Origin of the sequence: Micrococcus flavus, from assembly GCF_014204815.1 — a bacterium.
Classification (GTDB): domain Bacteria; phylum Actinomycetota; class Actinomycetes; order Actinomycetales; family Micrococcaceae; genus Micrococcus; species Micrococcus flavus.
In genome coordinates this window covers 2,264,076-2,286,442 of the sequence record NZ_JACHMC010000001.1, presented here as the reverse complement: position 1 = coordinate 2,286,442, position 22,367 = coordinate 2,264,076, and the positions used below count along the sequence as shown (strand labels likewise).

Annotated in this window: 22 protein-coding genes; 17 read left to right on the top strand and 5 right to left on the bottom strand. The window is 75.5% G+C overall.

Annotation, left to right across the window (positions count from 1 at the left end):
• Nucleotides 1-3 precede the first annotated feature (3 nt).
• On the bottom strand, nt 4-1,467 hold the full coding sequence (locus BJ976_RS10595) for an amidase (protein ID WP_135030501.1): 1,464 nt from the start codon (nt 1,465-1,467) through the stop codon (nt 4-6).
• Between the two features lie 46 nt (nt 1,468-1,513).
• On the opposite strand from BJ976_RS10595, the gene BJ976_RS10590 reads away from it, so the two are divergent.
• Together BJ976_RS10590 and pheA are read left to right on the top strand one after the other, a co-directional pair.
• Entirely contained in the window at nt 1,514-1,840 is a 327-nt protein-coding gene (locus BJ976_RS10590) for a rhodanese-like domain-containing protein (RefSeq protein WP_135030502.1), read from the top strand.
• Nucleotides 1,837-2,835 (top strand): prephenate dehydratase, encoded by a 999-nt coding sequence (gene pheA, locus BJ976_RS10585; RefSeq protein WP_135030503.1) that lies wholly within the window; start codon nt 1,837-1,839, stop codon nt 2,833-2,835. Before BJ976_RS10590 ends, pheA begins: the two co-directional genes overlap by 4 nt.
• A 51-nt stretch (nt 2,836-2,886) precedes the next feature.
• Here the strand turns inward: pheA and BJ976_RS10580 are convergent, their stop codons facing one another.
• Nucleotides 2,887-4,017, bottom strand: a complete 1,131-nt coding sequence (locus tag BJ976_RS10580; protein ID WP_135030504.1) for a diacylglycerol/lipid kinase family protein — start codon at nt 4,015-4,017, stop codon at nt 2,887-2,889.
• A 66-nt stretch (nt 4,018-4,083) separates the two neighbouring features.
• Between BJ976_RS10580 and serS the strand changes: the two genes are divergently transcribed.
• The 3 genes from serS to BJ976_RS10565 all read left to right on the top strand — a co-directional run bounded on the left by serS (nt 4,084) and on the right by BJ976_RS10565 (nt 6,968).
• Nucleotides 4,084-5,367, top strand: coding sequence for a serine--tRNA ligase (gene serS, locus BJ976_RS10575; RefSeq protein ID WP_135030505.1), 1,284 nt, complete (start codon nt 4,084-4,086; stop codon nt 5,365-5,367).
• 105 nt (nt 5,368-5,472) lie between these two features.
• On the top strand, nt 5,473-6,315 hold the full coding sequence (locus tag BJ976_RS10570) for an HAD family hydrolase (protein ID WP_135030506.1): 843 nt from the start codon (nt 5,473-5,475) through the stop codon (nt 6,313-6,315).
• 119 nt (nt 6,316-6,434) lie between these two features.
• The gene (locus BJ976_RS10565; protein WP_135030507.1) at nt 6,435-6,968 is read left to right on the top strand and encodes a hypothetical protein; all 534 of its coding nucleotides are present in this window, start codon (nt 6,435-6,437) and stop codon (nt 6,966-6,968) included.
• 20 nt (nt 6,969-6,988) lie between these two features.
• Here BJ976_RS10565 and BJ976_RS10560 read toward each other — a convergent pair whose 3' ends face one another.
• Together BJ976_RS10560 and BJ976_RS10555 are read right to left on the bottom strand one after the other, a co-directional pair.
• Entirely contained in the window at nt 6,989-7,627 is a 639-nt protein-coding gene (locus tag BJ976_RS10560) for a hypothetical protein (protein ID WP_135030508.1), read from the bottom strand.
• A 122-nt stretch (nt 7,628-7,749) separates the two neighbouring features.
• A complete protein-coding gene (locus BJ976_RS10555; protein ID WP_135030509.1) occupies nt 7,750-8,337 on the bottom strand; it encodes an inorganic diphosphatase in 588 nt (195 codons plus the stop codon).
• A 141-nt stretch (nt 8,338-8,478) separates the two neighbouring features.
• Here BJ976_RS10555 and BJ976_RS10550 point away from each other — a divergent pair, with 141 nt between their 5' ends.
• The 4 genes from BJ976_RS10550 to hpt are packed head-to-tail and all read left to right on the top strand — an operon-like array spanning nt 8,479 to nt 13,165.
• Nucleotides 8,479-9,936 carry a D-alanyl-D-alanine carboxypeptidase gene (locus BJ976_RS10550; RefSeq protein WP_229667336.1) on the top strand — a complete coding sequence of 486 codons (1,458 nt, stop codon included), beginning with the start codon at nt 8,479-8,481 and terminating at the stop codon, nt 9,934-9,936.
• Nucleotides 9,937-9,987: 51 nt separating this feature from the next.
• Nucleotides 9,988-11,193: an Rv3626c family coenzyme F420 biosynthesis-associated protein gene (locus BJ976_RS10545; RefSeq protein WP_184231864.1), complete on the top strand. Its 1,206-nt coding sequence runs from the start codon at nt 9,988-9,990 to the stop codon at nt 11,191-11,193.
• A 16-nt stretch (nt 11,194-11,209) separates the two neighbouring features.
• Nucleotides 11,210-12,562 (top strand): tRNA lysidine(34) synthetase, encoded by a 1,353-nt coding sequence (locus tag BJ976_RS10540; protein ID WP_135030511.1) that lies wholly within the window; start codon nt 11,210-11,212, stop codon nt 12,560-12,562.
• A 51-nt stretch (nt 12,563-12,613) separates the two neighbouring features.
• Nucleotides 12,614-13,165, top strand: a complete 552-nt coding sequence (hpt, locus tag BJ976_RS10535; RefSeq protein WP_135030512.1) for a hypoxanthine phosphoribosyltransferase — start codon at nt 12,614-12,616, stop codon at nt 13,163-13,165.
• Nucleotides 13,166-13,320: 155 nt separating this feature from the next.
• Here the strand turns inward: hpt and BJ976_RS10530 are convergent, their stop codons facing one another.
• On the bottom strand, nt 13,321-14,136 hold the full coding sequence (locus tag BJ976_RS10530; RefSeq protein ID WP_135030513.1) for a putative endonuclease domain-containing protein: 816 nt from the start codon (nt 14,134-14,136) through the stop codon (nt 13,321-13,323).
• A 606-nt stretch (nt 14,137-14,742) separates the two neighbouring features.
• Between BJ976_RS10530 and ftsH the strand changes: the two genes are divergently transcribed.
• From ftsH to BJ976_RS10490, 8 genes are read left to right on the top strand one after another with little or no spacing between them, the layout of a single operon-like run.
• Entirely contained in the window at nt 14,743-16,848 is a 2,106-nt protein-coding gene (gene ftsH, locus BJ976_RS10525) for an ATP-dependent zinc metalloprotease FtsH (RefSeq protein WP_135030514.1), read from the top strand.
• Nucleotides 16,845-17,483, top strand: a complete 639-nt coding sequence (gene folE / locus BJ976_RS10520) for a GTP cyclohydrolase I FolE (protein WP_135030515.1) — start codon at nt 16,845-16,847, stop codon at nt 17,481-17,483. The genes ftsH and folE overlap by 4 nt, the downstream gene beginning before the upstream one ends.
• 24 nt (nt 17,484-17,507) lie before the next feature.
• Complete coding sequence (gene folP, locus BJ976_RS10515; protein ID WP_135030516.1) at nt 17,508-18,377, top strand: dihydropteroate synthase; 870 nt, start codon at nt 17,508-17,510, stop codon at nt 18,375-18,377.
• Entirely contained in the window at nt 18,374-18,748 is a 375-nt protein-coding gene (gene folB, locus BJ976_RS10510) for a dihydroneopterin aldolase (protein ID WP_135030517.1), read from the top strand. The genes folP and folB overlap by 4 nt, the downstream gene beginning before the upstream one ends.
• A complete protein-coding gene (folK, locus tag BJ976_RS10505) occupies nt 18,745-19,485 on the top strand; it encodes a 2-amino-4-hydroxy-6-hydroxymethyldihydropteridine diphosphokinase (RefSeq protein ID WP_135030518.1) in 741 nt (246 codons plus the stop codon). The genes folB and folK overlap by 4 nt, the downstream gene beginning before the upstream one ends.
• Nucleotides 19,482-20,018, top strand: a complete 537-nt coding sequence (locus tag BJ976_RS10500; RefSeq protein WP_135030519.1) for a DUF3180 domain-containing protein — start codon at nt 19,482-19,484, stop codon at nt 20,016-20,018. Before folK ends, BJ976_RS10500 begins: the two co-directional genes overlap by 4 nt.
• Nucleotides 19,999-20,508: a PH domain-containing protein gene (locus tag BJ976_RS10495; RefSeq protein WP_135030520.1), complete on the top strand. Its 510-nt coding sequence runs from the start codon at nt 19,999-20,001 to the stop codon at nt 20,506-20,508. The genes BJ976_RS10500 and BJ976_RS10495 overlap by 20 nt, the downstream gene beginning before the upstream one ends.
• A complete protein-coding gene (locus BJ976_RS10490; protein ID WP_229667338.1) occupies nt 20,505-22,364 on the top strand; it encodes a PH domain-containing protein in 1,860 nt (619 codons plus the stop codon). Before BJ976_RS10495 ends, BJ976_RS10490 begins: the two co-directional genes overlap by 4 nt.
• The last annotated feature ends 3 nt before the right edge of the window (nt 22,365-22,367 follow it).

Genomic DNA, 22,367 nt, shown 5'->3' with positions numbered 1-22,367 from the left:
GGGTCAGCCGGCCAGGAGCAGCTCCAGGTGGGCGGCGAGCTGGAGCAGGCGCCCCTCGTCGCCCGGGCGGCCGATCAGGTGCACCGACCAGCTCAGGCCGGCCCCGTCCCGGTCCACCGGCACGGACACCGCGGGCAGCCCGAGGACGTTGACCATCGAGGTGTACGGCGTGAACGCGCACTGCGCCGCATAGTTCTCCTCCGGCGGCAGGGCCAGGAAGTGCCCCACCTCGGGCGGGGCCGTGGCGAGCACCGGCGTCATCACCACGTCCACCGAGGCGAACTGGGCGCGCACGTTCTCCGCCCACCCCTCGAGGCGCTCGACGGCGGCGGCCGTCTCCTCGGGCCCGGCGGCCCGCGCCGAGCGCAGGAAGGACGCGGCCACCGCGCCCACGCGCTCCTCGGCGTCGGGCGGCAGCGGCGCCCGCAGCAGCCCCGAGGTCCACACGGTGCGGAAGTCCTCGTGGTACCGCTCCCCGTAGTACGGGCTGAACGGCTCCACCATGTGCCCGCCGGCCTCGAGCAGGGCCCCGGCGCGCGTCAGGGCGGCCAGCGCGGGACGGGCCAGGCTCACCTCCACCGCCGGGGGGAACGGGGAGGCGGTGCTCAGGCCGACCCGCACGCCGGCGTGCGGAGCCCCGGCGCGGCGGGCCTCGGCGGCCCGGCGCACGTCCGCGAGCATCCGGCCGCCGAAGCCCTCCGGGTGGGTCAGCACGTCCAGGAGCAGGGCCGCGTCCTCCACGGTGTGGGCCAGCGGCCCGGACACGGTGAGCGTGCGCACGGTGTCCGCGGCCTCGTCCGTCGGCACCGTCCCCCGGCCCGGCTTCAGTCCCACCAGCCCGCACGCGGCCGCGGGGATGCGGATCGACCCGCCGCCGTCCGAGCCGGGCGCGAACGGCAGGATCCCCGCCGCCACGGCCGCCGCCGAGCCGCCGGAGGAGCCCCCGGGGGTGCGGGTCGGGTCGAGGGGGTTGCGCGCCGGCGGCCCGACGAGGGTCTCCGAGTAGGAGTCCAGGCCGAACTCCGGGACGGTGGTCTTGCCCAGCACCACCGTCCCGGCCTGGCGCAGGCGCGCCACGAGCGGGTCGTCCTGCGCGGCGGGCGGCGCGTCGGCCAGCAGCGCGGAGCCGTGCCGCGTGGGCATCCCCGCCACGTCGGTGAGGTCCTTCACGGCCAGGGGCAGGCCGTGGAGGGAGGCGGGGACGTCGTCGTGGAGGTGCCGGCGGGCGGCGTCCAGGGCGTCCGCGCGGGCCAGGGCGCCCTCGGCGTCCAGGAGGGCGAACGCGCCCAGGTCCTCGTGCGCGGCGGCGGCGTCCAGGGCCGCCTGCGTGACCTCGCGCGCGGAGAGCTCCCCCGCGGCCAGGGCGTCGCGCAGGGCCACGGCGGAGCGGTCCAGCAGACGGGCGAGGCGGGTCGCGGTGCTCGGGGCGGCCGGCTCGGCCGGGGACGTCGGGTCGGTGGGGGACATGGTCACGAGGGTAGGCCAGCATCCGGGTCGCCCGTAGGCTGAGGGCATGAGCATCTACGAGACCGTCTCCGTCGACCAGGTCCCCGCCGACGCCCACATCCTCGACGTCCGCGAGGACGACGAATGGGCCCTCGGCCGCGCCGCGGGCGCCGTCCACATCCCGCTCGGCGAGCTGCCGGAGCGCCTGGACGAGCTGGACCCGGACACCGACTACCACGTGATCTGCCGCAGCGGCGGCCGGTCCGCCCGCGCCGCCGAGTTCCTGGTGGGCCGCGGCTACTCGGCCATCAACGTGGCCGGCGGCTCCGGCGCCTGGCTCGAGGCCGGCAAGCCCATGGAGGCCGACGGCGGCGCCGAGCCCACCGTCAAGTGACCCCTGCCGAGACCCCGCGCTCCGGGGCCGTCGGCTCCGATCCGGCGGGTCGGCCCCGGCTCGCGTTCCTGGGCCCGGAGGGGACCTTCACCGAGGCCGCGCTGCGCCGCCTCGTGGACCCCGCCGCCGCGGACCTCGTCCCCGCCTCCTCGGTTCCTGCGGCGCTCGCGGCCGTCCGGGCCGGCGAGGTGGACTCCGCCGTGGTGCCCATCGAGAACTCGGTGGAGGGCGGCGTCTCCGCCACCCTGGACGACATCGGCTCCAGCGAGGAGCTGCAGATCCGCGCCGAGGTCCTGGTGCCCATCAGCTTCGTGCTCGTGGGCCGGCCCGGACTCGCCCTGGCGGACGTGCGCCGCGTGAGCACCCACACCCACGCGTGGGCCCAGGTGCGCGGCTGGATGCACGCCCACCTGCCCGACGCCGAGTTCACCCCCGCCTCCTCCACGGCCGCCGGCGCCCGCCTGCTGCTGCCCGCCGAGCGCGCCGACGACGCCGGGGCCGCCCCCGTCGTCGACGCGGCGGTCTGCGCACCGCTCGTGGCCGAGCAGACCGGACTGCCGGTGCTGGCGGAGGGGATCGAGGACGTGCCGGGCGCGGTGACGCGGTTCGTGCTGGTCTCCCGGCCGGGTCCCCTGCCGGAGCCCACCGGCGCGGACAAGACCACCGTGGCCGTGCCCCTGCCCCACGACCACCCCGGTGCCCTCCGGGAGATCCTGGACCAGTTCGCCACGCGGGGGATCAACCTCTCCCGCATCGAGTCCCGCCCCACGGGCGAGGGCATGGGCCGGTACTCCTTCTCGATCGACCTGGAGGGGCACCTGGCCGAGGAGCGCGTGGGCGCGGCCCTGGCGGCCCTGCGCCGCAGCTTCCCGGGCGTCCGGTTCCTGGGGTCCTACCCGCGCGCCGAGCGCCGGGCGGTCCACGTGCCGCCGCACGTCACGGACGAGGCCTACCGCCGCGGCGCGGACTGGGTGCGCGGGATCCTCGCCCGCTGACCGGGCGGCGTCCCCGCGGGGGCGCCGCCCCGCCAGGACCGGTCCGGCGGGTCAGGACTGGACGGAGGCCCGCTCCTCGTTCTTGATCATCACGACCAGGGAGTCCGCCTGCACCCGGGCGTCCAGGGCGGTGATGCTCCCGGTGGCGTCGCCGTCGAGCTGGGAGAGCGTCGGCTCGGCGAAGCGCACCTGCACCCGGGTGGCCTGCTTCGTGTGCAGCGAGTCCAGATCCCTGCGGTGCCGGGTCAGGGTCTTGAGGGCGATGCGTGCCCAGTCCAGCGTGTTGCGTGGGGAGAGGATCAGCACGTCCAGCAGGCCGTCGTCGAGCTTGGCCTCCGGCAGCAGCTCCATCCCGGCGGTGAGCATCCCGCAGTTGGCCACCAGCACGGAGCGCATCCGGAAGGTCCGGAAGGGGCCGCCGTCGAGGGCCACGGAGACCTCCCGGCGCTCCCCGCCCAGGTGGCGCAGGCCGGCCTCGGAGTAGGCCAGCCAGCCGGCCATGTCCTTGAGGTCGTCGCGGGTGTCCCCCATGATGTCGGCGTCGTAGCCGGCGCCGCCCATCACGGTGAAGGTGTGGCGCGTGCGCTCGCCGTCCTCGTGGACCAGGCGCACGTCCACGGTGTCGATCACCCGCTGGTGTCCGTGCAGGGCGATCCGCACGCACTCCTCCGGGTCGTTGATCGGGAGGCTGAGGTTGCGGGCCAGCAGGTTGCCCGTGCCCAGCGGGATGATCCCCAGGGCCACGGAGGTGTTGGCGAGCTCCTCCGCCACGGTGCGCACCGTGCCGTCGCCGCCGGCCACGAGGACGCGGCGCACCCCGGCCGCGACGGCGTCCCGCGCCATCTGCACGCCGGGGTCGTCCTCCTCGGTCTCCAGGACCAGGACGTCGCCGAAGCCGTCCCGGCGGGCCTGGGTCTCCACGTACGCGCGGATCTCGTCCACCCCGGACTTGACCGGGTTGTAGATCAAGGCGAGCTCATGGCCCGAGTGGGCCTCGCCCTCCGCCGCGGTGAGCCGATCGCTGAGGGTGGCCACGCGGGCCTCGAGGGCCTGGACGTCCGCTCGGGCATGCCCGAGCGAGCGGCGCAGCCGGCCCTGTCGGGCCACCACGAAGCCGAGGGTCACGGCCAGCACCACGCCCAGCACCAGTGCGACGAGGGCGGACAGCATCTCCGGGGTCATGGGGACAGTCTAGGATCCGCGCGCCCGCGCCGGAGTCCCCGCCCGTCCTGCGGATAGGCTGGGAACGTGATCGACGTCAAGGACCTCATGGACCAGCCCGAGAAGTACCGCGCCTCGCAGGAGGCCCGCGGAGCCGACGCGTCCCTCGTGGACCGGATCGTCGAGGCGGACGCCTCCCGCCGCGCGTCGATCTCCCGCTTCGAGGAGCTGCGCGCCGAGCAGAAGGCCTTCGGCAAGAAGGTGGCTCAGGCCCAGGGCGATCAGAAGCAGGCCCTGCTGGCCGAGGTGAAGGACCTCGCCGCGCAGGTGAAGGAGGCGGAGGCTGCGGCCAACGCGGCCGAGGCCGAGCTGCTGGCCCACCAGCGCGCCTTCCCCAACCTGATCGTCGAGGGCATCCCCGCCGGCGGCGAGGACGACTTCATGGTGGTGAAGGAGGTCGGCTCCCCGCGCGACTTCGCGGCCGAGGGCTTCGAGCCCCGCGACCACCTGGAGCTCGGCGAGCTGATCGGCGGGATCGACATGGAGCGCGGCGCGAAGGTCTCCGGCGCCCGGTTCTCCTTCCTCACGGGCGTGGCCGCGCGCCTCGAGCTGGCCATCCTGCAGATGGGCCTGGACCTGGCACTGGAGAACGGGTTCATCCCGGTCATCCCGCCCACGCTGGTGCGCCCCGAGACCATGCAGGGCACCGGCTTCGACGTGGAGCACGACGACGAGATCTACCGCCTCGAGCGGGACGACCTCTACCTCGTGGGCACCTCCGAGGTGGCCCTGGCCGGGTACCACGCGGACGAGATCATCGACGTCGCCGAGCCCACCCGGTACGCCGGCTGGTCCACGTGCTACCGCCGTGAGGCGGGGTCCGCGGGCAAGGACACCCGCGGCATCATCCGCGTGCACCAGTTCAACAAGCTGGAGATGTTCATCTACTGCTCCGTGGACCAGGCCGAGGCCGAGCACGCCCGGCTGCTGGAGTGGGAGGAGCGGATGCTCGCGGCCATCGAGGTGCCCTACCGCGTGATCGACATCGCCGCCGGCGACCTGGGCATGTCCGCCGCCCGCAAGTTCGACTGCGAGGCCTGGGTCCCCACCCAGGGCACCTACCGTGAGCTGACCTCCACGTCCAACTGCACCACGTTCCAGGCCCGTCGCCTGAACATCCGCGAGCGCGTGCAGAAGGAGGACGGCTCCAAGGGCGGGACCCGCACCGTGGCCACCCTCAACGGCACGCTGGCCACCACGCGCTGGATCGTCGCGATCCTGGAGAACCATCAGAACGCGGACGGCTCCGTGACCGTGCCCGCCGCGCTGCGCCCGTACCTGGGCGGGCTGGAGCGCTTCGAGCTCGTCTGAGCGTGCCGAGGCCTGTGCCGGCGGCCGCCGCGGCCGTGCACGGCGTCCCCCGTCGTTCACCCGCGCGTCGCTGACGTGTCCGGGCCGTGTGGTTGGGTGGAGTCCATGACTCAGAAGCTCGTGTGCCTGGACGTGGACGGAACCATCGTGGATCACGACGGGCACCTGCACGAGCCCGTGCGTGAGGCCGTGCGCGCCGTCGTCGAGGCCGGGCACCGCGTGGTGATCGCCACCGGGCGCTCGCGGGGGGCCACGCTGCCCGTGGCGAAGTCCCTCGGGATCGAGACCGGCTACATGGTGTGCTCCAACGGCGGCGTCACGCTGCGCCTGGACCCCTCGCTCGAGGAGGGCTACGAGGTCACCGACCTGCGCACCTTCGACCCCCACTCGGTGCTCGCGCAGCTGCGGGACCGGCTGCCGTCCGCCAAGTACGCCCTCGAGCTGCCGGACGGCTCCTTCCGCTCCACCGAGCGGTTCCAGGACATGTCCTTCGGCGTGGATGCCGAGGGCGTGTCCTTCGAGGAGTTGATGTCCACCACCGCGGTGCGTCTGGTGGTGTTCTCCACGGACTCCTCCGCGGAGGAGTTCGGCCGCGCCGTGGAGGGGATCGGCCTGTCCGGCGTGGCGTACTCCGTGGGGTGGACGGCGTGGCTGGACATCGCGGCGGCCGGCGTCACCAAGGCCTCCGCGCTCGAGGGCCTGCGCACCGTGCTGCACGTGGACCCCGCGGACACCGTGGCCGTGGGGGACGGCCGCAACGACGTGGAGATGCTCCGCTGGGCCGGCCGCGGCGTCGCCATGGGCCAGGCCGTGGACGAGGTCAAGGAGGCCGCGGACGAGGTCACCGGCGGCGTGGACGAGCACGGCCTGGCGGACGTCCTGTGGTCGCTCGTGCCGGAGGCCGACCGGCCCGCCGGCGTGCGCGTGCCGGAGCCGTCGGCGCGCTGAGCCGCGACCCTCACGAACCGGATGTCCGGCCCGGGATGCGGGCGGGACTCCGGTCCGGACATCCGATCCGGCGCGGGGCGGGGCGTCCAGGCGGACGGACGAGCGGAGGGACGAGCGGGGTGACCGAGAGGGGGGACGTGGCGGCACGGGTGTGGCGCGGTCTGGTCGGGCCGCTGGGCCGGGCGGAGTCGGCGGCGGTGCTCGGCGTCGCCGCCGTCACCGGGCTTGCCGTGGCGCGGCAGACCGGGACGCGGCGCGGGCCGGGTGCCGCACTGCTGCTGGGCGCCGTGGCCGTGGACGTGACCGGCGGGATGGTCGCGTTCCAGCTGCCGGCCACGCGCGAGCGCTACCGCTCCTCGTCGCTCGCCGACCGCCTCGGACTGGCCGCCGCGCACGTGCAGTGCCTCGCCCTTCCGCCGGCGGGCGAGGGGACGTGGTCCCGGGCCCTCGCGCGCTGGGGCGGCGTCGTCGGGGCGACGGCGGTGCTGCAGGCCGTCGTGCCCGAGCGGCGGCGGCGCGCGGCGGGCACCGCCCTGGGCGTGGTGCTCGCGGCGGCCGACCTGGCGACGGACCGGTCGGCCCAGCGCTGGCTCGGTCCCGTGTGGCATCTCAAGCTGGTCGCCGGGCACGCCACCCTGCCCGATCCGCGCTGAGCCGCGCGCCGGGGAGAGGGTCAGCCGCCCGCGAGACCCAGCAGCCGGGCCGCGGCCGGGCGGCACGCGTGCTCCTCGTTCCAGAACGAGCGCTGCACGGCCTGGGACACGGCCTGCACGGTGATCCCGAGCGCCTCCGCGGCCGGCCTCTGCTGACCCCGCACGCCCGGCACGAGCAGGTCCAGCACCGCCCATTCGGCGGCGGTGCGCGTCCACACCAGCTGACCCACGAGCTTGAGCACCGCCTCGGCCTCCGCCGCGGCCTCGGCGTCGAGACCCCGCACGGCCAGCGGGATCCGCGCGGTGGACAGCGCCGCCGCCTCCACGGCCCGGCGCGCGGCCACGAGTCCGGGCCCGCCGGCGTCGTGCACGTCCCCCGAGGCGGGCAGGCCGGCGGAGCCGTCCGCGTGCGTCACGCTCCCGACGCCGACCCCGACGTTCCAGCGCCGCTCCCGCAGCGCCCGCAGGGCCACGTCGACGGCGGCGTGGGGGTCTTCGAGGACGCCGATCGCCTCGTCCCCCACCGAGCGCGCGAACGGCAGCGGGGCGTCGCGCAGCCCGGGCATGCCCGGCTCGGCGTCGCGCAGGGTGCGCAGCAGCGCGTCCACGCGGTCGCCGGCGTCGGGGGTGTCCCGCTGGTTGAGGGTGAGCACGAACATGGCGTCCATCCTCCCACCGGACACGACGCCGGCCGCCCACCCCGGAGGGTGAGCGGCCGGCGTCGTCGGTCGGGTCGGCGGAGGGAGCTCAGCGGCCCGTCCGCCGGATCAGGGATGAGGGGTCAGCGGCCCTGGGGCACGTCGGTCTCGGAGCCCTCCTCGGTGGCCGGCTGGGCCTCCTCGGTGTCCACGTTGCGGCCCTGCGGCTCGTCGGAGGGGGAGTGCTCGCCGGCGGCGTCGAAGCGCTCGATCGAGGCCTCGAGCTCCTTCTCGGCGACCGCGCGGCCGTCCCAGCCCTCGGCCTTGACCCACTTGCCCGGCTCGAGGTCCTTGTAGCGGGTGAAGAAGTGCTCGATCTCCGCCTTGAGGGACTCCTCGATGTGCTCGAGCTCGGTGATGTGGTCGAAGCGCTTGTCCGCGGGAACGCACAGCACCTTGGCATCGCCGCCGCCGTCGTCGGTCATGTTGAACACGCCGATCGGGCGGGCCTCCACGACGCAGCCGGGCACCAAGTCGAAGCCGGGCAGGAACACGAGGGCGTCCAGCGGGTCGCCGTCCTCGCCGAGGGTGTTCTCGAAGTAGCCGTAGTGCGTGGGGTACTGCATCGAGGTGAACAGCACGCGGTCCAGGCGCAGGCGGCCGGTCTCGTGGTCGAACTCGTACTTCACACGGGAGCCCGCGGGGATCTCGATGGTGACGTCGTGCGCCATGGCTTCTCCTTCACACAGGAACGGGTCCCGGACGACGGCGCCGCCCGGCGGAACTGGGGCCAGCCTACCGCCGCGCCCGCCCGGGACGCCCGGGATGGCGCGGTCGGGGGCGGTCCCGGGGCCGCGTGGTAGAACCGGGGGGTGACCGACCGCCGCTCCGAGCGCACGCTCGTCGTCCTCTGCGTCCTGCTGGCCCTGGCTGTCGCGACCCTCTTCCTGATGCTCACCCGGGACTTCCTGCTCCCACGTCTGGTCGCGGCGCCGGCGCCCGCGGCGGTCTCCTCCGCACCGGCCGCCGCCCCGACGACGACGACGGCGCCCGCCTCGCCGACCCCGCAGACCTCCTCCTCGGCCCCCGGGGATCTGCCGAGCCCTGCGGAGGTGGCGGCCGCGGTCGAGCCGGGACTGGCCCAGGCGCCAGGGACGGTGTCCGCGGAGTTCCGCGACCTCGCCACGGGGCGGGTGCTGTACTCCCGCTCAGCGGACGAGCCCGTGGCCCCGGCGTCGGCGGTGAAGATCCTGACGGGGGCCGCCGTCGTGGACACGCTCGGCGCGGAGACCACCCTGCCCACCCGCGTGGTGGCCCTCCCAGCCGACGAGGGCGGCGGGACCACCGAGCTGGTCCTGGTGGGCGGCGGGGACGTCCTGCTCGGCACCGGGGCCTCGGACCCGTCCCGCGTGGACGGTCGCGCCGGCCTGCGCACCCTCGCCGAGCGGACCCTGGCCGGGCTGGCCGAGCGCGGCGTCATCGGCCCCGTGGTGGTGAGCACGGACCTGCGCCTGTTCGAGGACGCGGACCCCCTGAACCCGGCATGGTCCACGGGGATGGTGGAGAGCGGCAACATCGCCCCTGTCCAGCCGCTGGCCACCTACGGCGGGCGGGCCACGCCGGGGACCGGACAGGACCGGCTGGCGGACCCGGCCGCGTCCGCCGCCCGCACCTTCCAGGCGGAGCTGGCCGCCCTCGCGGACGCCGACGGGGCCGCCGTGGAGGTGGCCGTGCGGGAGGAGATCCCGGCCACGGACGCGCCGCGGGAGCGGGTCCGCGCCGCCGAACCCGTGGCCGAGGTGCGCTCCGCGCCCGTCGGCGACCAGGTGGAGTACCTGCTCGCCCACTCCGAGAACCAGGTCGCCGAGGCCCTCGCCCACACCGCCGCCGCGGCCGCCGGGCTGCCGGCCACCCACGCGGGCGCCGCCGCGCTCCTGGAGCACGAGGCGGCCCAGATCGGCGTGGACACGGCGGGCATGGACGTCGTCGACGCCTCCGGGCTCGCCGTGGCCAACCGGCTGAGCGCCTCCCAGCTCGTCGGGGTGGTCACGGGGCTGTCCGCCGACCTGGGCCGCGCCCTCGTGCTGGATGCCCTGCCGCGCCCCGGGGAGGACTCCACCCTGGGGGAGCGGTTCCCCGCCGCGCCGGCGCGCGACGCCGTCGCCGCCAAGACCGGAACCCTGGACCAGACCGTCTCACTCACGGGCACCGTCACCACGACGACGGGGCGCGTCCTCGCGTTCAGCGTCGTGTGCTCCGAGGTCAACTGGGAGATCGCGCCGGCCCGGGCGGCGATCGACGAGGCCGTGGCCGCCGTCGCCGCCCTCTGACGGGCCCCCGGGCCCGGTGCCGTGTCCGGGCCCTGTGGTGGGATGGGACGCATGAGCGCAGACCAGCCCCGCACGCCCGGCCGCACCGGCTCGTCCGGGGAGCCCCTCGTGCACCCCGTGGACTGGGCGTTCGCCGCCCGCACGGCCGAGGCCCTGACCGCCGCCGGGCCGCGCACCACCGCGCGGGAGGCCCGCCGGGAGGCCGAGGGCCTGCGCGCCGCCGCGGACGCCGCCGTGCCGCACGTGCACCGGCTCACCGGCCTCGAGGCCGCCCGTGGGCTGCGCGACTCCCAGGTGCTCGTGGTGGACCGGCCCACGTGGTCGCGCGCCAACACGCAGTCGTTCGCCGCGCTGCTGGGCCCCACGTTCGCGCGCCTGCAGGCCACGCGGCCCGCGGAGTACGAGGCCGCCACGCTGCCCGTGACCACCCGCGCCACGGCCCTGGAGATGGGCGGGATCCTCGCGTGGCTGTCCTCCAAGGTCCTCGGTCAGTACGACCCGTTCAGCGCCCTCCCCGGTCCCGACGGCGAACCCGCCGGCCCCGCGGGCGGGCGCCTGATGCTCGTGGTGCCGAACGTGGTGCAGGTCCGCCGGGAGATCCACGTGGACCCCGCCGACTTCCGCCTGTGGGTCTGCCTGCACGAGCAGACCCACCGCGTGCAGTTCGCCGCCGCCCCGTGGCTGCGCGAGCACCTGCAGGCGGAGATCACGGGGTTGACCGGCGGCCTGTTCGACAAGGCCGAGTCCCTGCCCGAGCGCCTGCGCTCCGCCCTGGCCACCGCCAACCCCCTGGCCGGGTCCGCGCGGGGCCGGGGTGAGGGGGCCGTGGCCGGGGAGGTCCCGCGGGACGGACCGGCCGCGCGGCCGAGCCTCGGGTTGCTGGGGGCCCTGCAGGACGAGGAGGACCGGGCGCGCCTGTCCCGCGTGACCGCCGTGATGTCCCTGCTCGAGGGGCACGCGAACGTGGTCATGGACGCGGTGGACTCCTCCGTCGTCTCCTCGGTGAAGACCATCCGCCGCCGCTTCGACGAGCGCGGGGACCGCCGCTCCGCGCTGGACAAGGCGATCCGCCGGATCCTGGGCATGGACGCCAAGATGGCCCAGTACCGGGACGGTCAGCGGTTCGTGGACGCGGTGGTCTCGGAGATCGGCATGGACGGGTTCAACGTGGTGTGGGACGCCCCCGAGCTGCTGCCGAGCGAGGCGGAGATCCACGCCCCGGACACCTGGGTGGCACGCATCCGCGCCGAGGCCTGACGGGCCGCCTCCGGTGATGCTCCCGGGTCTGCCGGCGTCGGCTCCGTGGCCCCCGCGCGCCCGCTGGCCCGAGCCGCTGCACCGGGCCGTCGCGGAGGTCCGTGCGGTGCTCGAGGAGGCCGTCGGGGCGGGGGCCGGCCGCGCCTCCGCCCCCGCGCCTGCCCGTGCTCCCCGGGCGCTCGTCGCGCTCTCCGGCGGGGCGGACTCCCTCGCCCTGACGGTGGCCTGCGCCGTGCTCACCGACACCCGGGCGGGGGAGCGGCTCGGGCCCGTGGGGGCCGCGGTGGTGGACCACGGGCTGCAGGAGGGCAGTGCAGAGGTCGCGACGGCGGCAGCGGACACCGCCCGACGACTCGGCCTGACGCCCGTCACGGTGACGCGCGTGGCGGTGGTCCCCACCGGGGACGGTCCCGAGGCCGCCGCCCGCACCGCACGACGCGCGGCTCTCGCCCGCGCCGCCACCCCGGGCACCCCCGACGTTGTCGTTCGGGAAACGGCGGCCCCCGCGACTGCTTTCGTTCGGGAAACGGCACCGGCCCGGCCTCCCCGCCTGAGTGCCCCCGCCCTCGTGCTCACGGCCCACACCGCCGACGACCAGGCCGAGCAGGTCCTCCTCGGCCTGGCGCGCGGGTCCGGCACCCGCTCGCTCGCCGGGATCCCGGCGCGGGGGACGCTGCCGGGCGGTGTCCCCGTGGCCCGGCCCCTGCTCGGCTTGACCCGCGCGGACACCGAGGCGATCTGCCGGTGGGCCGGGCTGACCTGGTTCGAGGACCCCCACAACCGGGATCCCGCCCTGCTGCGCTCGCGGATCCGCACCCGGATCCTCCCGGCCCTCGAGGACCCCGACGCCGGCCTCGGCCCCGGCGTGCGCGCCGCCCTCGCGCGCACGGCCGCCCTCGCCGCCGAGGACGCCGACGCCCTGGACGCGTGGGCCTCCCGCGAGCTCGAGCGCCTGCTGCGCCCCGAGCCGGCCCCGGTGTCGGGACCCGCGCGCGGAGCGGACGCGTCGGACGGGGAGGGGACCGGCGTCGTCGTGGCGCTGGACCTGGACGGGCTGGCCGCCCTGCCTCCGGCCGTGCGGCGCCGGGTGATCGTGCGGGCCGCCCGCCGGGCCGGGGCGGAGGACCTCTCGCGGGAGCGGGTGCTCGCCGTGGAGGTGCTCGTCACGGACGCACACCGGGGCGGCGGGTCGGCCGGTCCCGTGGAGCTGGCCGGGGGCGTGCTGGCCGTCCGGGAGGGGGGCGCCGGCGTCGGTGGCGCGCGGGCGCGCACGCGGCATGTGACGAGCGTCCCGGAGGCCTCCGGGCAGGCGGACGGCCGGGGCCCGTGTGCCAGACTGGTGCTCATCCCCCGCCGCCTCGGCCGCTGACCGCGTCCCCGGCGCAGGCCCCACCCGCACGACCCCCAGGAGCGGCACCCCATGGACGCACAGGATGTCCGGAACGACCTCACCCACGTCCTCATGAGCACGGAGGAGGTCCAGGCCACCGTCCGGGATCTCGCGGCGCAGATCGACCGCGACTACGAGGGCAAGGACCTGCTGATCGTGGCCGTCCTCAAGGGGGCGGTCATGGTGGTCGCGGACCTCACCCGCGCGCTGCACACGCACGTGGAGATGGACTTCATGGCCGTCTCCTCCTACGGGTCCGGCACCAAGTCCTCCGGCGTGGTGCGCATCCTCAAGGACCTGGACGCCGACCTCACCGGCCGCCACGTGCTGATCGTGGAGGACATCATCGACTCCGGCCTGACCCTGTCCTGGCTCAAGGCGAACCTCGAGACCCGCGGCCCGGCGTCGGTGGAGATCTGCACGCTGCTGCGCAAGCCGGACGCCATGAAGGTCGAGATCGACGTGAAGTACGTGGGCAAGGACATCCCCAACGAGTTCGTGGTGGGCTACGGCCTCGACTACGCCGAGAAGTACCGCAACCTGGACTTCGTGGGCACCCTCGCCCCGCACGTGTACTCCTGATCCCGGGCTCAGGCTCGGGCCCCGGCCCCCGGCCCCCGGCGTCGAGTGTCGACGCAGGACCGCTTCCCGGGTGCTGAGCAGGCCGGGAAGCGGTCCTGCATCGACACTCGAGGGAGTGGCAGGCTCGCACCCGCTGCGGACAGACGTCCCGCCCTTCACCCGCCCCCGTCGGGTCGCCATCCCGCGCGCAGCAGCGCATGTCGTGCCAGCTCGACGGTCCCCGCGAAGCCCTGCCACCGGTCCGAGGCCGACGCGCGGATCGTCAGCACGTCCCGGCGCAGGAACACGGCGTCGCGCTGGGTGTCCCGCCTCACCTGGGCGGGGTCGTCGTGCCCGGCGCCCTCGTACTGCAGCACCACGCGCCACCGCCGCCACCCGAGGTCCGCCGTCACCGGGTGCCAGGGCGAGAACGACGGGTCCCGCTCCTCGATCTGCAGCTCCGGCTCCGGCAGCCCCGCGGCGAGAAGTGCCAGCCGCAGCTCGGTCTCCGGGGGCGAGTGGGCGCCGTCGCGCACCAGGACGGCGGCCTCCCGCGCGACGACGGCGTGCCGCCCGCCCCGCTCGGCCGCCCGGGCGCGGAGCTCCTCCACGGCGCACAGGCCTCGGGTGCGACCGGGGCCCGAGGAGCGCACGAGCCAGTCGCCGAGCACCACGAGCTCGTCGCGCGTGAGCGTCCCGGCGAGATCCCGCCATGTGCGCGCGGGCGAGGTGCGGGGTGGGCCGGATGGACAGCGGACGACGTCGGCCGGGGCGAGGTGCGCGCGGCGCGTCACGACTCCGTCCTCGGCGAGGACACTCGCACCGGGCGGGCGGGTCAGCTGCAGACGTCGGTCCTCTCGGAGCCGGGCCGGCAGCCACAGGCCCGCAGCTCGCGCTGCGGTGAGGCCGGATGCCGTCGCGTCCTCGAATCGCAGGGCGAGCGCGGCCAGGCGAAGCGCCTCCTCGGCTGCGAGCCGATCCAGGGGATGCATCCCGGGGCCCGGGGATGGTGCCGGTGGACGGGCCGGCGCCTCGGCAGGCTCGTCCGGACGACGGCGGTGCACGCCGGGGCGGACCCGTTCCAGATCCGCCCGCCGAAGTCGGGCCGCATCGACGCCGACGGCCCGGGCCTGCTCCACCGTGAAGGGCCCCGGAGGGAGGGCGGCGGGCAGGGGGCGGGGCGCTCGGGGCATGACACCACCCTCGCGCGTTACGGGCGCGGCGGTGCCGGCCGTCCACAGCACGCTGTCGAGTGTCGATGCAGGTCCGCTTCCGGGGTGGCGAGCGGGCTGGAAAGCGGTCCGGGACCGACACTCGAGGCGGGTGGGTGCGAGGGGCCGATGAGAGGGGGGCGCAGGGGGCAGAGGTCGGCCGCCGTCGTCCCGGGGCGGACGGCCGCCTTCGACATCGCGCCGAGCCCCGCCCACTCCCACTGTCCACCTGGCGCGAACACCCGGGGCGCTCCCGGCCCGGGCCGGTACCGTGGGGCAGTGACCCTCGGGAGGGGTGCGCCCACGACCGTCCGCGGCGGGGCCGAGGACCCCCGACCGTCCCGGGGAGCCCGTCCCCTCTCGCGGCAGACCAGGAGACACACGCACGTGAAGAAGATCTTCAACAAGCCCTACATCTGGATCCTGCTCGGGCTCCTGGTGCTGGGCTTCGTGATCCCCCTGGCCACCGCCCAGGGCGGTCGCGGCATGGTGGACACCAACGTGGGCATGTCCCTGCTGGAGGACGGCAAGGCGGCCCAGGCGCGCGTCGTCGACGGCGACCAGCGCGTGGACCTGACCCTGCGCGAGCCCTACTCCCAGGACGGCCGGGACCTCGGCAAGGACGTGTACTTCCAGTACTCCGCGGCCCGCGCCCAGGACGTGGTGCGCGCCGTGGACGAGTCCGCGCTGGACGGCTACCAGGACGAGCCCGTGCGGAGCAACTGGTTCCTGTCCCTGCTGGGCTTCATGATCCCGTTCCTCCTGATCGCCCTGCTGTTCTGGTTCCTGATGTCCCGCATGCAGGGCGGCGGCGGCAAGGTCATGCAGTTCGGCAAGTCGCGGGCCAAGCTCATCCAGAAGGACAACCCGGACGTGCTGTTCAAGGACGTCGCGGGGGCGGACGAGGCCGTGGAGGAGCTCCACGAGATCAAGGACTTCCTCACCCAGCCGGACCGCTTCCACGCGGTGGGCGCGAAGATCCCCAAGGGCGTCCTGCTGTACGGCCCGCCCGGCACAGGCAAGACCCTGCTCGCCAAGGCGGTGGCCGGCGAGGCGGGCGTGCCCTTCTACTCGATCTCCGGCTCGGACTTCGTGGAGATGTTCGTGGGCGTCGGCGCCTCGCGCGTGCGCGACCTCTTCGAGCAGGCCAAGAACAACGCGCCGGCCATCGTGTTCGTGGACGAGATCGACGCCGTCGGCCGCTCCCGCGGCGCGGGCATCGGCGGCGGCAACGACGAGCGCGAGCAGACCCTGAACCAGATGCTCGTGGAGATGGACGGCTTCGACGCCTCCACCAACGTCATCATGATCGCCGCGACCAACCGCCCGGACGTCCTCGACCCGGCCTTGCTGCGCCCCGGCCGCTTCGACCGGCAGATCCCCGTGGAGGCCCCGGACCTGGACGGCCGCGCCAAGATCCTCGAGGTGCACGCGCAGGGCAAGCCGATCGCGCTCGACGTCGACCTGCGCTCCCTGGCCAAGCGCACCCCCGGCTACACGGGCGCGGACCTGGCCAACGTGATCAACGAGGCCGCGCTGCTCACGGCCCGCTCGCACAACAACGTGATCGACAACGCCGCGCTGGACGAGGCGATCGACCGCGTCATGGCGGGCCCGCAGAAGCGCACCCGCCTGATGAACGAGCACGAGCGCAAGGTCACCGCGTACCACGAGGGCGGGCACGCGCTCGTCGCCGCGGGCCTGCGCCATTCGGCGCCGGTCACCAAGATCACGATCCTCCCGCGCGGCCGCGCGCTGGGCTACACGATGGTGGTCCCCGAGAACGACAAGTACTCGGTCACCCGCAACGAGCTGCTGGACCAGCTGGCCTACGCGATGGGCGGGCGCGTGGCCGAGGAGGTCGTGTTCCAGGACCCCTCCACCGGAGCGGCGAACGACATCCAGAAGGCCACGGAGACGGCCCGCAAGATGGTCACCGAGTACGGCATGAGCGCCAAGGTGGGCGCGGTCAAGCTCGGCGGCGGCAACACCGAGCCGTTCCTCGGCGGCGGGGGCGGCGGCGCCGCCCGGGAGTACTCCGAGGAGCTGGCGTACCTCGTGGACGCCGAGGTCCGGGACCTGCTGGACGCCGCGCACGCGGACGCCCACTGGGTGCTGACCGAGAACCGGGACATCCTGGACCGGCTGGCCTACGAGCTCCTCGAGAAGGAGACGCTGACGCAGGAGCAGATCGCGGAGATCTTCCAGGACGTGCGCAAGCGCCCCGAGCGGCCCCTGTGGCTCGCCGCGGACGACCGCCGCCCCCACGACGTCCCGCCGGTGCTCTCCCCGAAGGAGCGTGCGAGCCGCCTTGAGGGCGAGGAGCCGGAGTCGGTGGGCGTCGGCTCCACCACCGTGCCGGACGCGCCCGAGGGCGCCCCGCCCGTCTCGATCGGCGGCGCGGGCGGCACCGCGGGCGGCCCCGGGGAGCTCCCCGGGCAGCACAGCCCGACGCCGGGCCCGGACTATCGCGGGGGCGGGGGCACGGCATGACGGAGCACCTCCAGGACGACGACGCCCCGCAGCCCCGGGGCGTGCCCGGCACCTTCGACCCGGTGACGGACACGGTGGACCGGCCGCGCATCGAGGCCGCGGTGCGGGAGATGCTCGCGGCGATCGGGGAGGACCCGGACCGCGAGGGCCTGCGGGACACCCCGCAGCGGGTGGCCAAGGCCTACGCCGAGTTCTTCGCCGGCCTGCACCAGGAGCCGGCCCAGGTCCTCGGGACCACGTTCGACATCGCACACGAGGAGCTCGTGCTGGTGAAGGACATCCCCTTCTACTCGATGTGCGAGCACCACCTGGTCCCGTTCCACGGGCAGGCGCACATCGGCTACATCCCCTCCACCGAGGGCCGGGTCACGGGCCTGTCCAAGCTCGCCCGCCTGGTGGAGCTGTACGCCCGGCGGCCGCAGGTGCAGGAGCGGCTGACCACGCAGGTGGTGGAGGCGCTCATGGAGCACCTGGCCGCGAAGGGCGCGATCGTCGTCGTCCAGGCCGAGCACATGTGCATGGCCATGCGGGGCGTCCGCAAGCCCGGTGCCAAGACCGTCACCTCCGCCGTGCGCGGCCAGCTGCGGGATCCCTCGACGCGCGCCGAGGCCATGAGCCTCATCATGCACTCCTGACCACCGTTCCGAGGAGGACCGCCCGTGCTGCCGCAGCCCCTGGACCAGACCCCTGACCGCACCCTGGTCATAGGCATCCTGAACGTCACGCCGGACTCGTTCTCGGACGGGGGCGCGCACGCCACGGTGGAGGCGGCGATCGCCCACGGCCGCCGGATGCTGGCCGAGGGCGCGGAGGTGATCGACGTCGGCGGCGAGTCCACGCGCCCGGGCGCCCGCGCCGTGTCCCCCGAGGAGGAGCAGGGCCGCATCCTGCCGGTGGTCGAGGCGCTGCTGGCCGAGGGCGCCGTGGTCTCCGTGGACACCATGCACACGGCCACGGCCCGCGCGGCGCTCGCGGTGGGCCCGGTGATCGTCAACGACGTCTCCGGGCTGGTCCACGAGCCGGACATGCCCGCGCTGCTCGCTGAGACGGGCGCGCCGTGCATCGTGATGCACAACCGCGGCAACCCGCAGACCATGGACGCGCTGACCGACTACCAGGACACCGTCACGGACGTGGTGCGGGAGCTGCAGCAGGTGGTGGACCGGTTCCTGGCGGCCGGGGTGCGGCCGGAGCAGATCATCCTCGACCCGGGGCTGGGCTTCGCCAAGGCCGGCGAGCAGAACTGGGAGCTGCTGCGCGGGCTGGACCGGATCCAGGCCCTGGGCTTCCCCGTGCTGGTCGCGGCCTCCCGCAAGCGGTTCCTCGGCGCGCTGCTGGCCGGTCCGGACGGCGAGGCCCCCGCCCCGGCCGAGCGGGACCACGCCACCGCGGCGATCTCGGCCCTCTCCGCCGCGCACGGGGTGTGGGGCGTGCGCGTGCACGACGTCCGCTCCAGCGCCGACGCCGTCCGCGCCGGGGCCGCCTGGCGCGGTCCGGCCGCGGGCGCGACCGGGGGAGGGGACGCATGAGCGGGGATCTCATCCGGTTGACGGGGCTCACCGCCGTGGGCCGCCACGGCGTGTTCGAGCACGAGAAGCGGGACGGTCAGCCGTTCGCCACGGACGTGGTCCTCACCCTCGACGCCGGCCCGGCGGCCGCCACGGACGACCTCGCCCGCACGGCGAACTACGCCGAGGTGGCCGACACCGTGGTGCGACTGGTCACGGGGGAGCCGTTCGACCTCATCGAGACGCTCGCGGTGCGGATCGCCGAGGCCGTCCTCGCCGAGCAGGCGCTCGCCTCCGCCGTCGAGGTCACGGTGCACAAGCCGCAGGCGCCCATCCCGCACGACTTCGCGGACGTGTCCGTCACGGTGGTCCGCCGGAGGGAGGACGCATGAGCACCCCGGACCACGATCCCGCCCCCCACGCCCACCCCGCCGAGGGCCCCGCGCCGACGCCAGAGCTCGCCGCCCGCCCGGAGGCCCCCGTCACCGCCGTGCTCGCCCTCGGGGCGAACCTGGGGGACCGGTCCGAGACGCTGGACCACGCCGTCGCCGTGCTGACCGTGACCCCGGGGATCGAGGAGGTCCGCGCCTCGCCGCGGGCCCTCACCGCGCCGGTGGGCGGTCCGACCGGGCAGCCGGACTACCTGAACCAGGTGGTGCGGATCCGCACGGTCCTGTCCCCGTGGGAGCTGCTGGGCGTGGCGCACCGGCTGGAGCAGGACCGCCACCGGCGTCGGACCGTCCGCTGGGGCGCGCGCACGCTGGACGTGGACCTGATCGTCCACGGGGATCTGGTCAGCGACCACCCCGACCTCACGCTGCCCCACCCCCGGGCCGCCGAGCGGGCGTTCGTGCTGCTGCCGTGGCTGTGGCTGGACGCGGACGCGCACCTGGCCGGCGAGCCCGTCGCGGAGCTCGCCGCGCGCGCCGCGCACGCGGACGGGGTGCGACGCGAGCCACCGCGCCGGGCCCGCCTGCACGACGCCGACCGGGTCCTCCCCCCGCCCCCCGCGCCCGGGACGTCCGCGCCCGCCGGGGGGTCCGACGACGGCGCGCCCGAGGTCGGCGTGCCTGTCGACGGCCTCGAGGGCGGCGTCGCGAGCGCCCGGCCCTGGACGGACCGGACATGATCACGCTGCTCTCCTGGCGGACGCCGCTGCTGGCCGCGGCGGCCGCCGTGCTCGGGTGGCTGTGCGCCCTGGCCTCGCCCGCGCTGGGGCTGCCGGCGCCGGTCATGGACCTCGCGGGGCTGGTGACGGTGGCGGCCGTGGGCGTGCTCTGCCTCGTGCTGGGCCTGCGCGTCCGCCGGGACCGGGAGCGCCCGCTGGCCGGTCGGATGGACCCCATCGCCGCGGCCCGGACCCTCGTGCTCGGCCAGGCCTCCGGCCTGACGGGCGCGGCGCTGGCCGGCTGGCACGTGGGCGCGGGCCTCGAGGTCGCCGGCCGGGCGGGTCTCGAAGCCCCCGCGGTGCTGGACGCGGGACTGCTCGTCCTCGGGGGTGCGGCGCTGCTGGTGGTGGGCGTCGTCGTCGAGCGGTGGTGCAGGATCCCCCCTGGGGAGGATGGCGAGGACGCCGGTCCGGGCCAGGATGGGAGGACCGCGGGTGGACGGAACGGCCGCCGCCCCGAGGCCGAAGGAGGGTATGCCCGTGCCCGGGATTGACCTGCGCGGGGTGGAGTTCACCCCCGTGTCCCCGAAGCTGACGCGCGTGAAGCTGATCGGTGCCGTGATCGGCGGGCTGATCTGGCTGGCGGTGCTGTCCGTGCCGCTCGTGCTGAAGCTGACCGGCGTGTGGTCCGAGCTGTGGGCCTGGGTCGCGTGGGGGCTGCCCGCGATCGCCCTCGTGTGGCTGCTCGTGGACGTCGTGCTGGTGCCGCGCCGCGTGCGTGCCCTCGGCTTCGCCGAGCGCGAGGACGACGTCCTGTGGCGCGAGGGCATCCTGGTCCGCTCCGTGAAGGCCGTCCCGTACGGCCGGCTGCAGTACGTGGACGTGGAGGACGGGCCGCTGCTGCGCAGCCAGGGCCTGCAGACCCTCACCCTCAAGACCGCCGGCGGCGACGACCTCGAGATGGAGGGCCTGACCCGGGAGACCTGCGACCGCCTCCGCGAGGTCCTCATGGCCCGCGGCCAGGCCCGGCTGGCGGGCCTGTGAGCGCCGCCGCCCCGGATCCGCAGGCTCCCCGCACCGACGCCCCCGCCGTCGCCCACGACGCCGACACCGTGCCCGCCGCCCTCACCCCGGGCGCCGACGACGCCGGCTGGGTCCGCGTGCATCCCGCCTCGCCCTGGATCAAGGGGTGGAGCCTGGTGGCCGTGTTCCTGTTCGTGGCGCTGCGGGACACGGGAGAGCGACTGATCGGCTCCCTGCTGGGGGGCGGCGACGCCGCCGGGGAGCCGCTCGAGGTGCGTGCGTTGCTGATCGGCGGCGGGATCCTCCTCGGGGCGCTGCTGCTGCTGTGCCTGGCCTTCTTCTTCTCCTGGTGGTTCACCCGGTTCCGGGTGGGCGAGGAGGAGATCGAGCTCAAGCAGGGCTGGCTGTTCCGCTCCCGGCGGCAGATGAAGTACGACCGCCTGCAGGCCGTGGACCTGCAGTACCCCCTGCTGGCCCGCGTGCTCGGGCTGGCCGCCGTGAAGGTCGAGGCCGCCGACGGCGGCGGCGACTCCGCGCTCGAGCTGGCCTACCTCCGCAAGGCGCACGCGGCCGAGGTCCGCCGCGAGATCCTCGACCGCGCCTCCGGGGCGCTCGTGGGGCCCGCCCGCGCGCCCGAGCGCGTGGTGGGGGCCGACGGTGCCGCGCCCCCGAGCGGACAGGCGCCGGCGTCGGGCGAGGCCCCGTTCCCTCCCGCCCCCGCCCACCCGGCTCGGGTCCGCGTCCGCGGGCTGCTGGCCGACCCCCAGGACGAGGGCACCGTGATGCTGCGGGTGCCCCCCGGCCGACTGGTGGGGGCGGTGCTGCTCTCAGACGTGGTCCTGGGCACCGTGGCGGTGTTCGCGGTGCTGATCGCCGTGGTCATGGGGATCTCCGAGGTCCTGCCCGGGGAGGCGACCGAGGCGGGGCAGGCCGGCGGTCTCGGGCTGCTGCTGGCCTCCGGGCTGCCGGCGGCGTTCTCCCTGGCCGGTGCGGTGTGGTCCGGGCTGAACAAGGGGTGGGGCTTCACGGTGCGCACCTCCGAGGACGGGCTGCGCCTGCGCTATGGCCTGACCGAGACCACGTCCCAGACCATCCCGCCGGGGCGCGTCCAGGGGATCCACGTGATCCAGCCGCTGGCGTGGCGGCCCTTCGGCTGGCACAAGGTCAAGGTGTCCGTGGCCGGGTACGGCCTCGAGGGGGCCGTGAAGGACCGGGACGTCGCCCTGCCCGTCGGGCCGTGGGAGGACGTGCTCCGCGTGCTCGAGGTGGTGGCCCCGGACGCCGGCATCGACGGCGACCCGCGGGCCGCGGACGGTCCGGACGGCCCCGGCCTCACCCCGGCGGGCCTCATGCACGCGGCCATGACCGGCTCCGGCGGGACGCACGGGTTCACCCACATCCCCCGCCGGGCGCGCTGGTGGTTCAACCTGCTCACGTGGCGCCGGCACGGCTTCACCCTCACCCGGACGCTTCTGGTGGTACGCCGTGGGCGGCTGCGCCGCTCCTTCCAGGCCCTGCAGCACGAGCGGGTGCAGGACGTGCGGCTCACCCAGGGGCCGGTGCAGCGGCGCCTGGACGTCGCCTCCCTGACGGTGAACGTGGCCGGCGGCATGGCGAGGATCGACGACCTGGACCGCGGCGTGCTGGAGGAGCTGTTCGAGGTGGAGTCGCGGCACGCGGCGGTGTCCCGCCGTCTGGCCGATCGCAACCGGTGGATGCTGCCGGAGGAGCTGGAGCGCTTCGAGCGGCGCACCGCCGAGGTCGCCCAGACCGAGGTGGGGCGCCGGGAGATGGCCGCGGCCGGCGTCGTGGTGGGCGCGGAGGGGTCGGGCGAGGCACCGGGACGCGTGGCGGACGGACGAGAGGAACGGGCGTGAGCC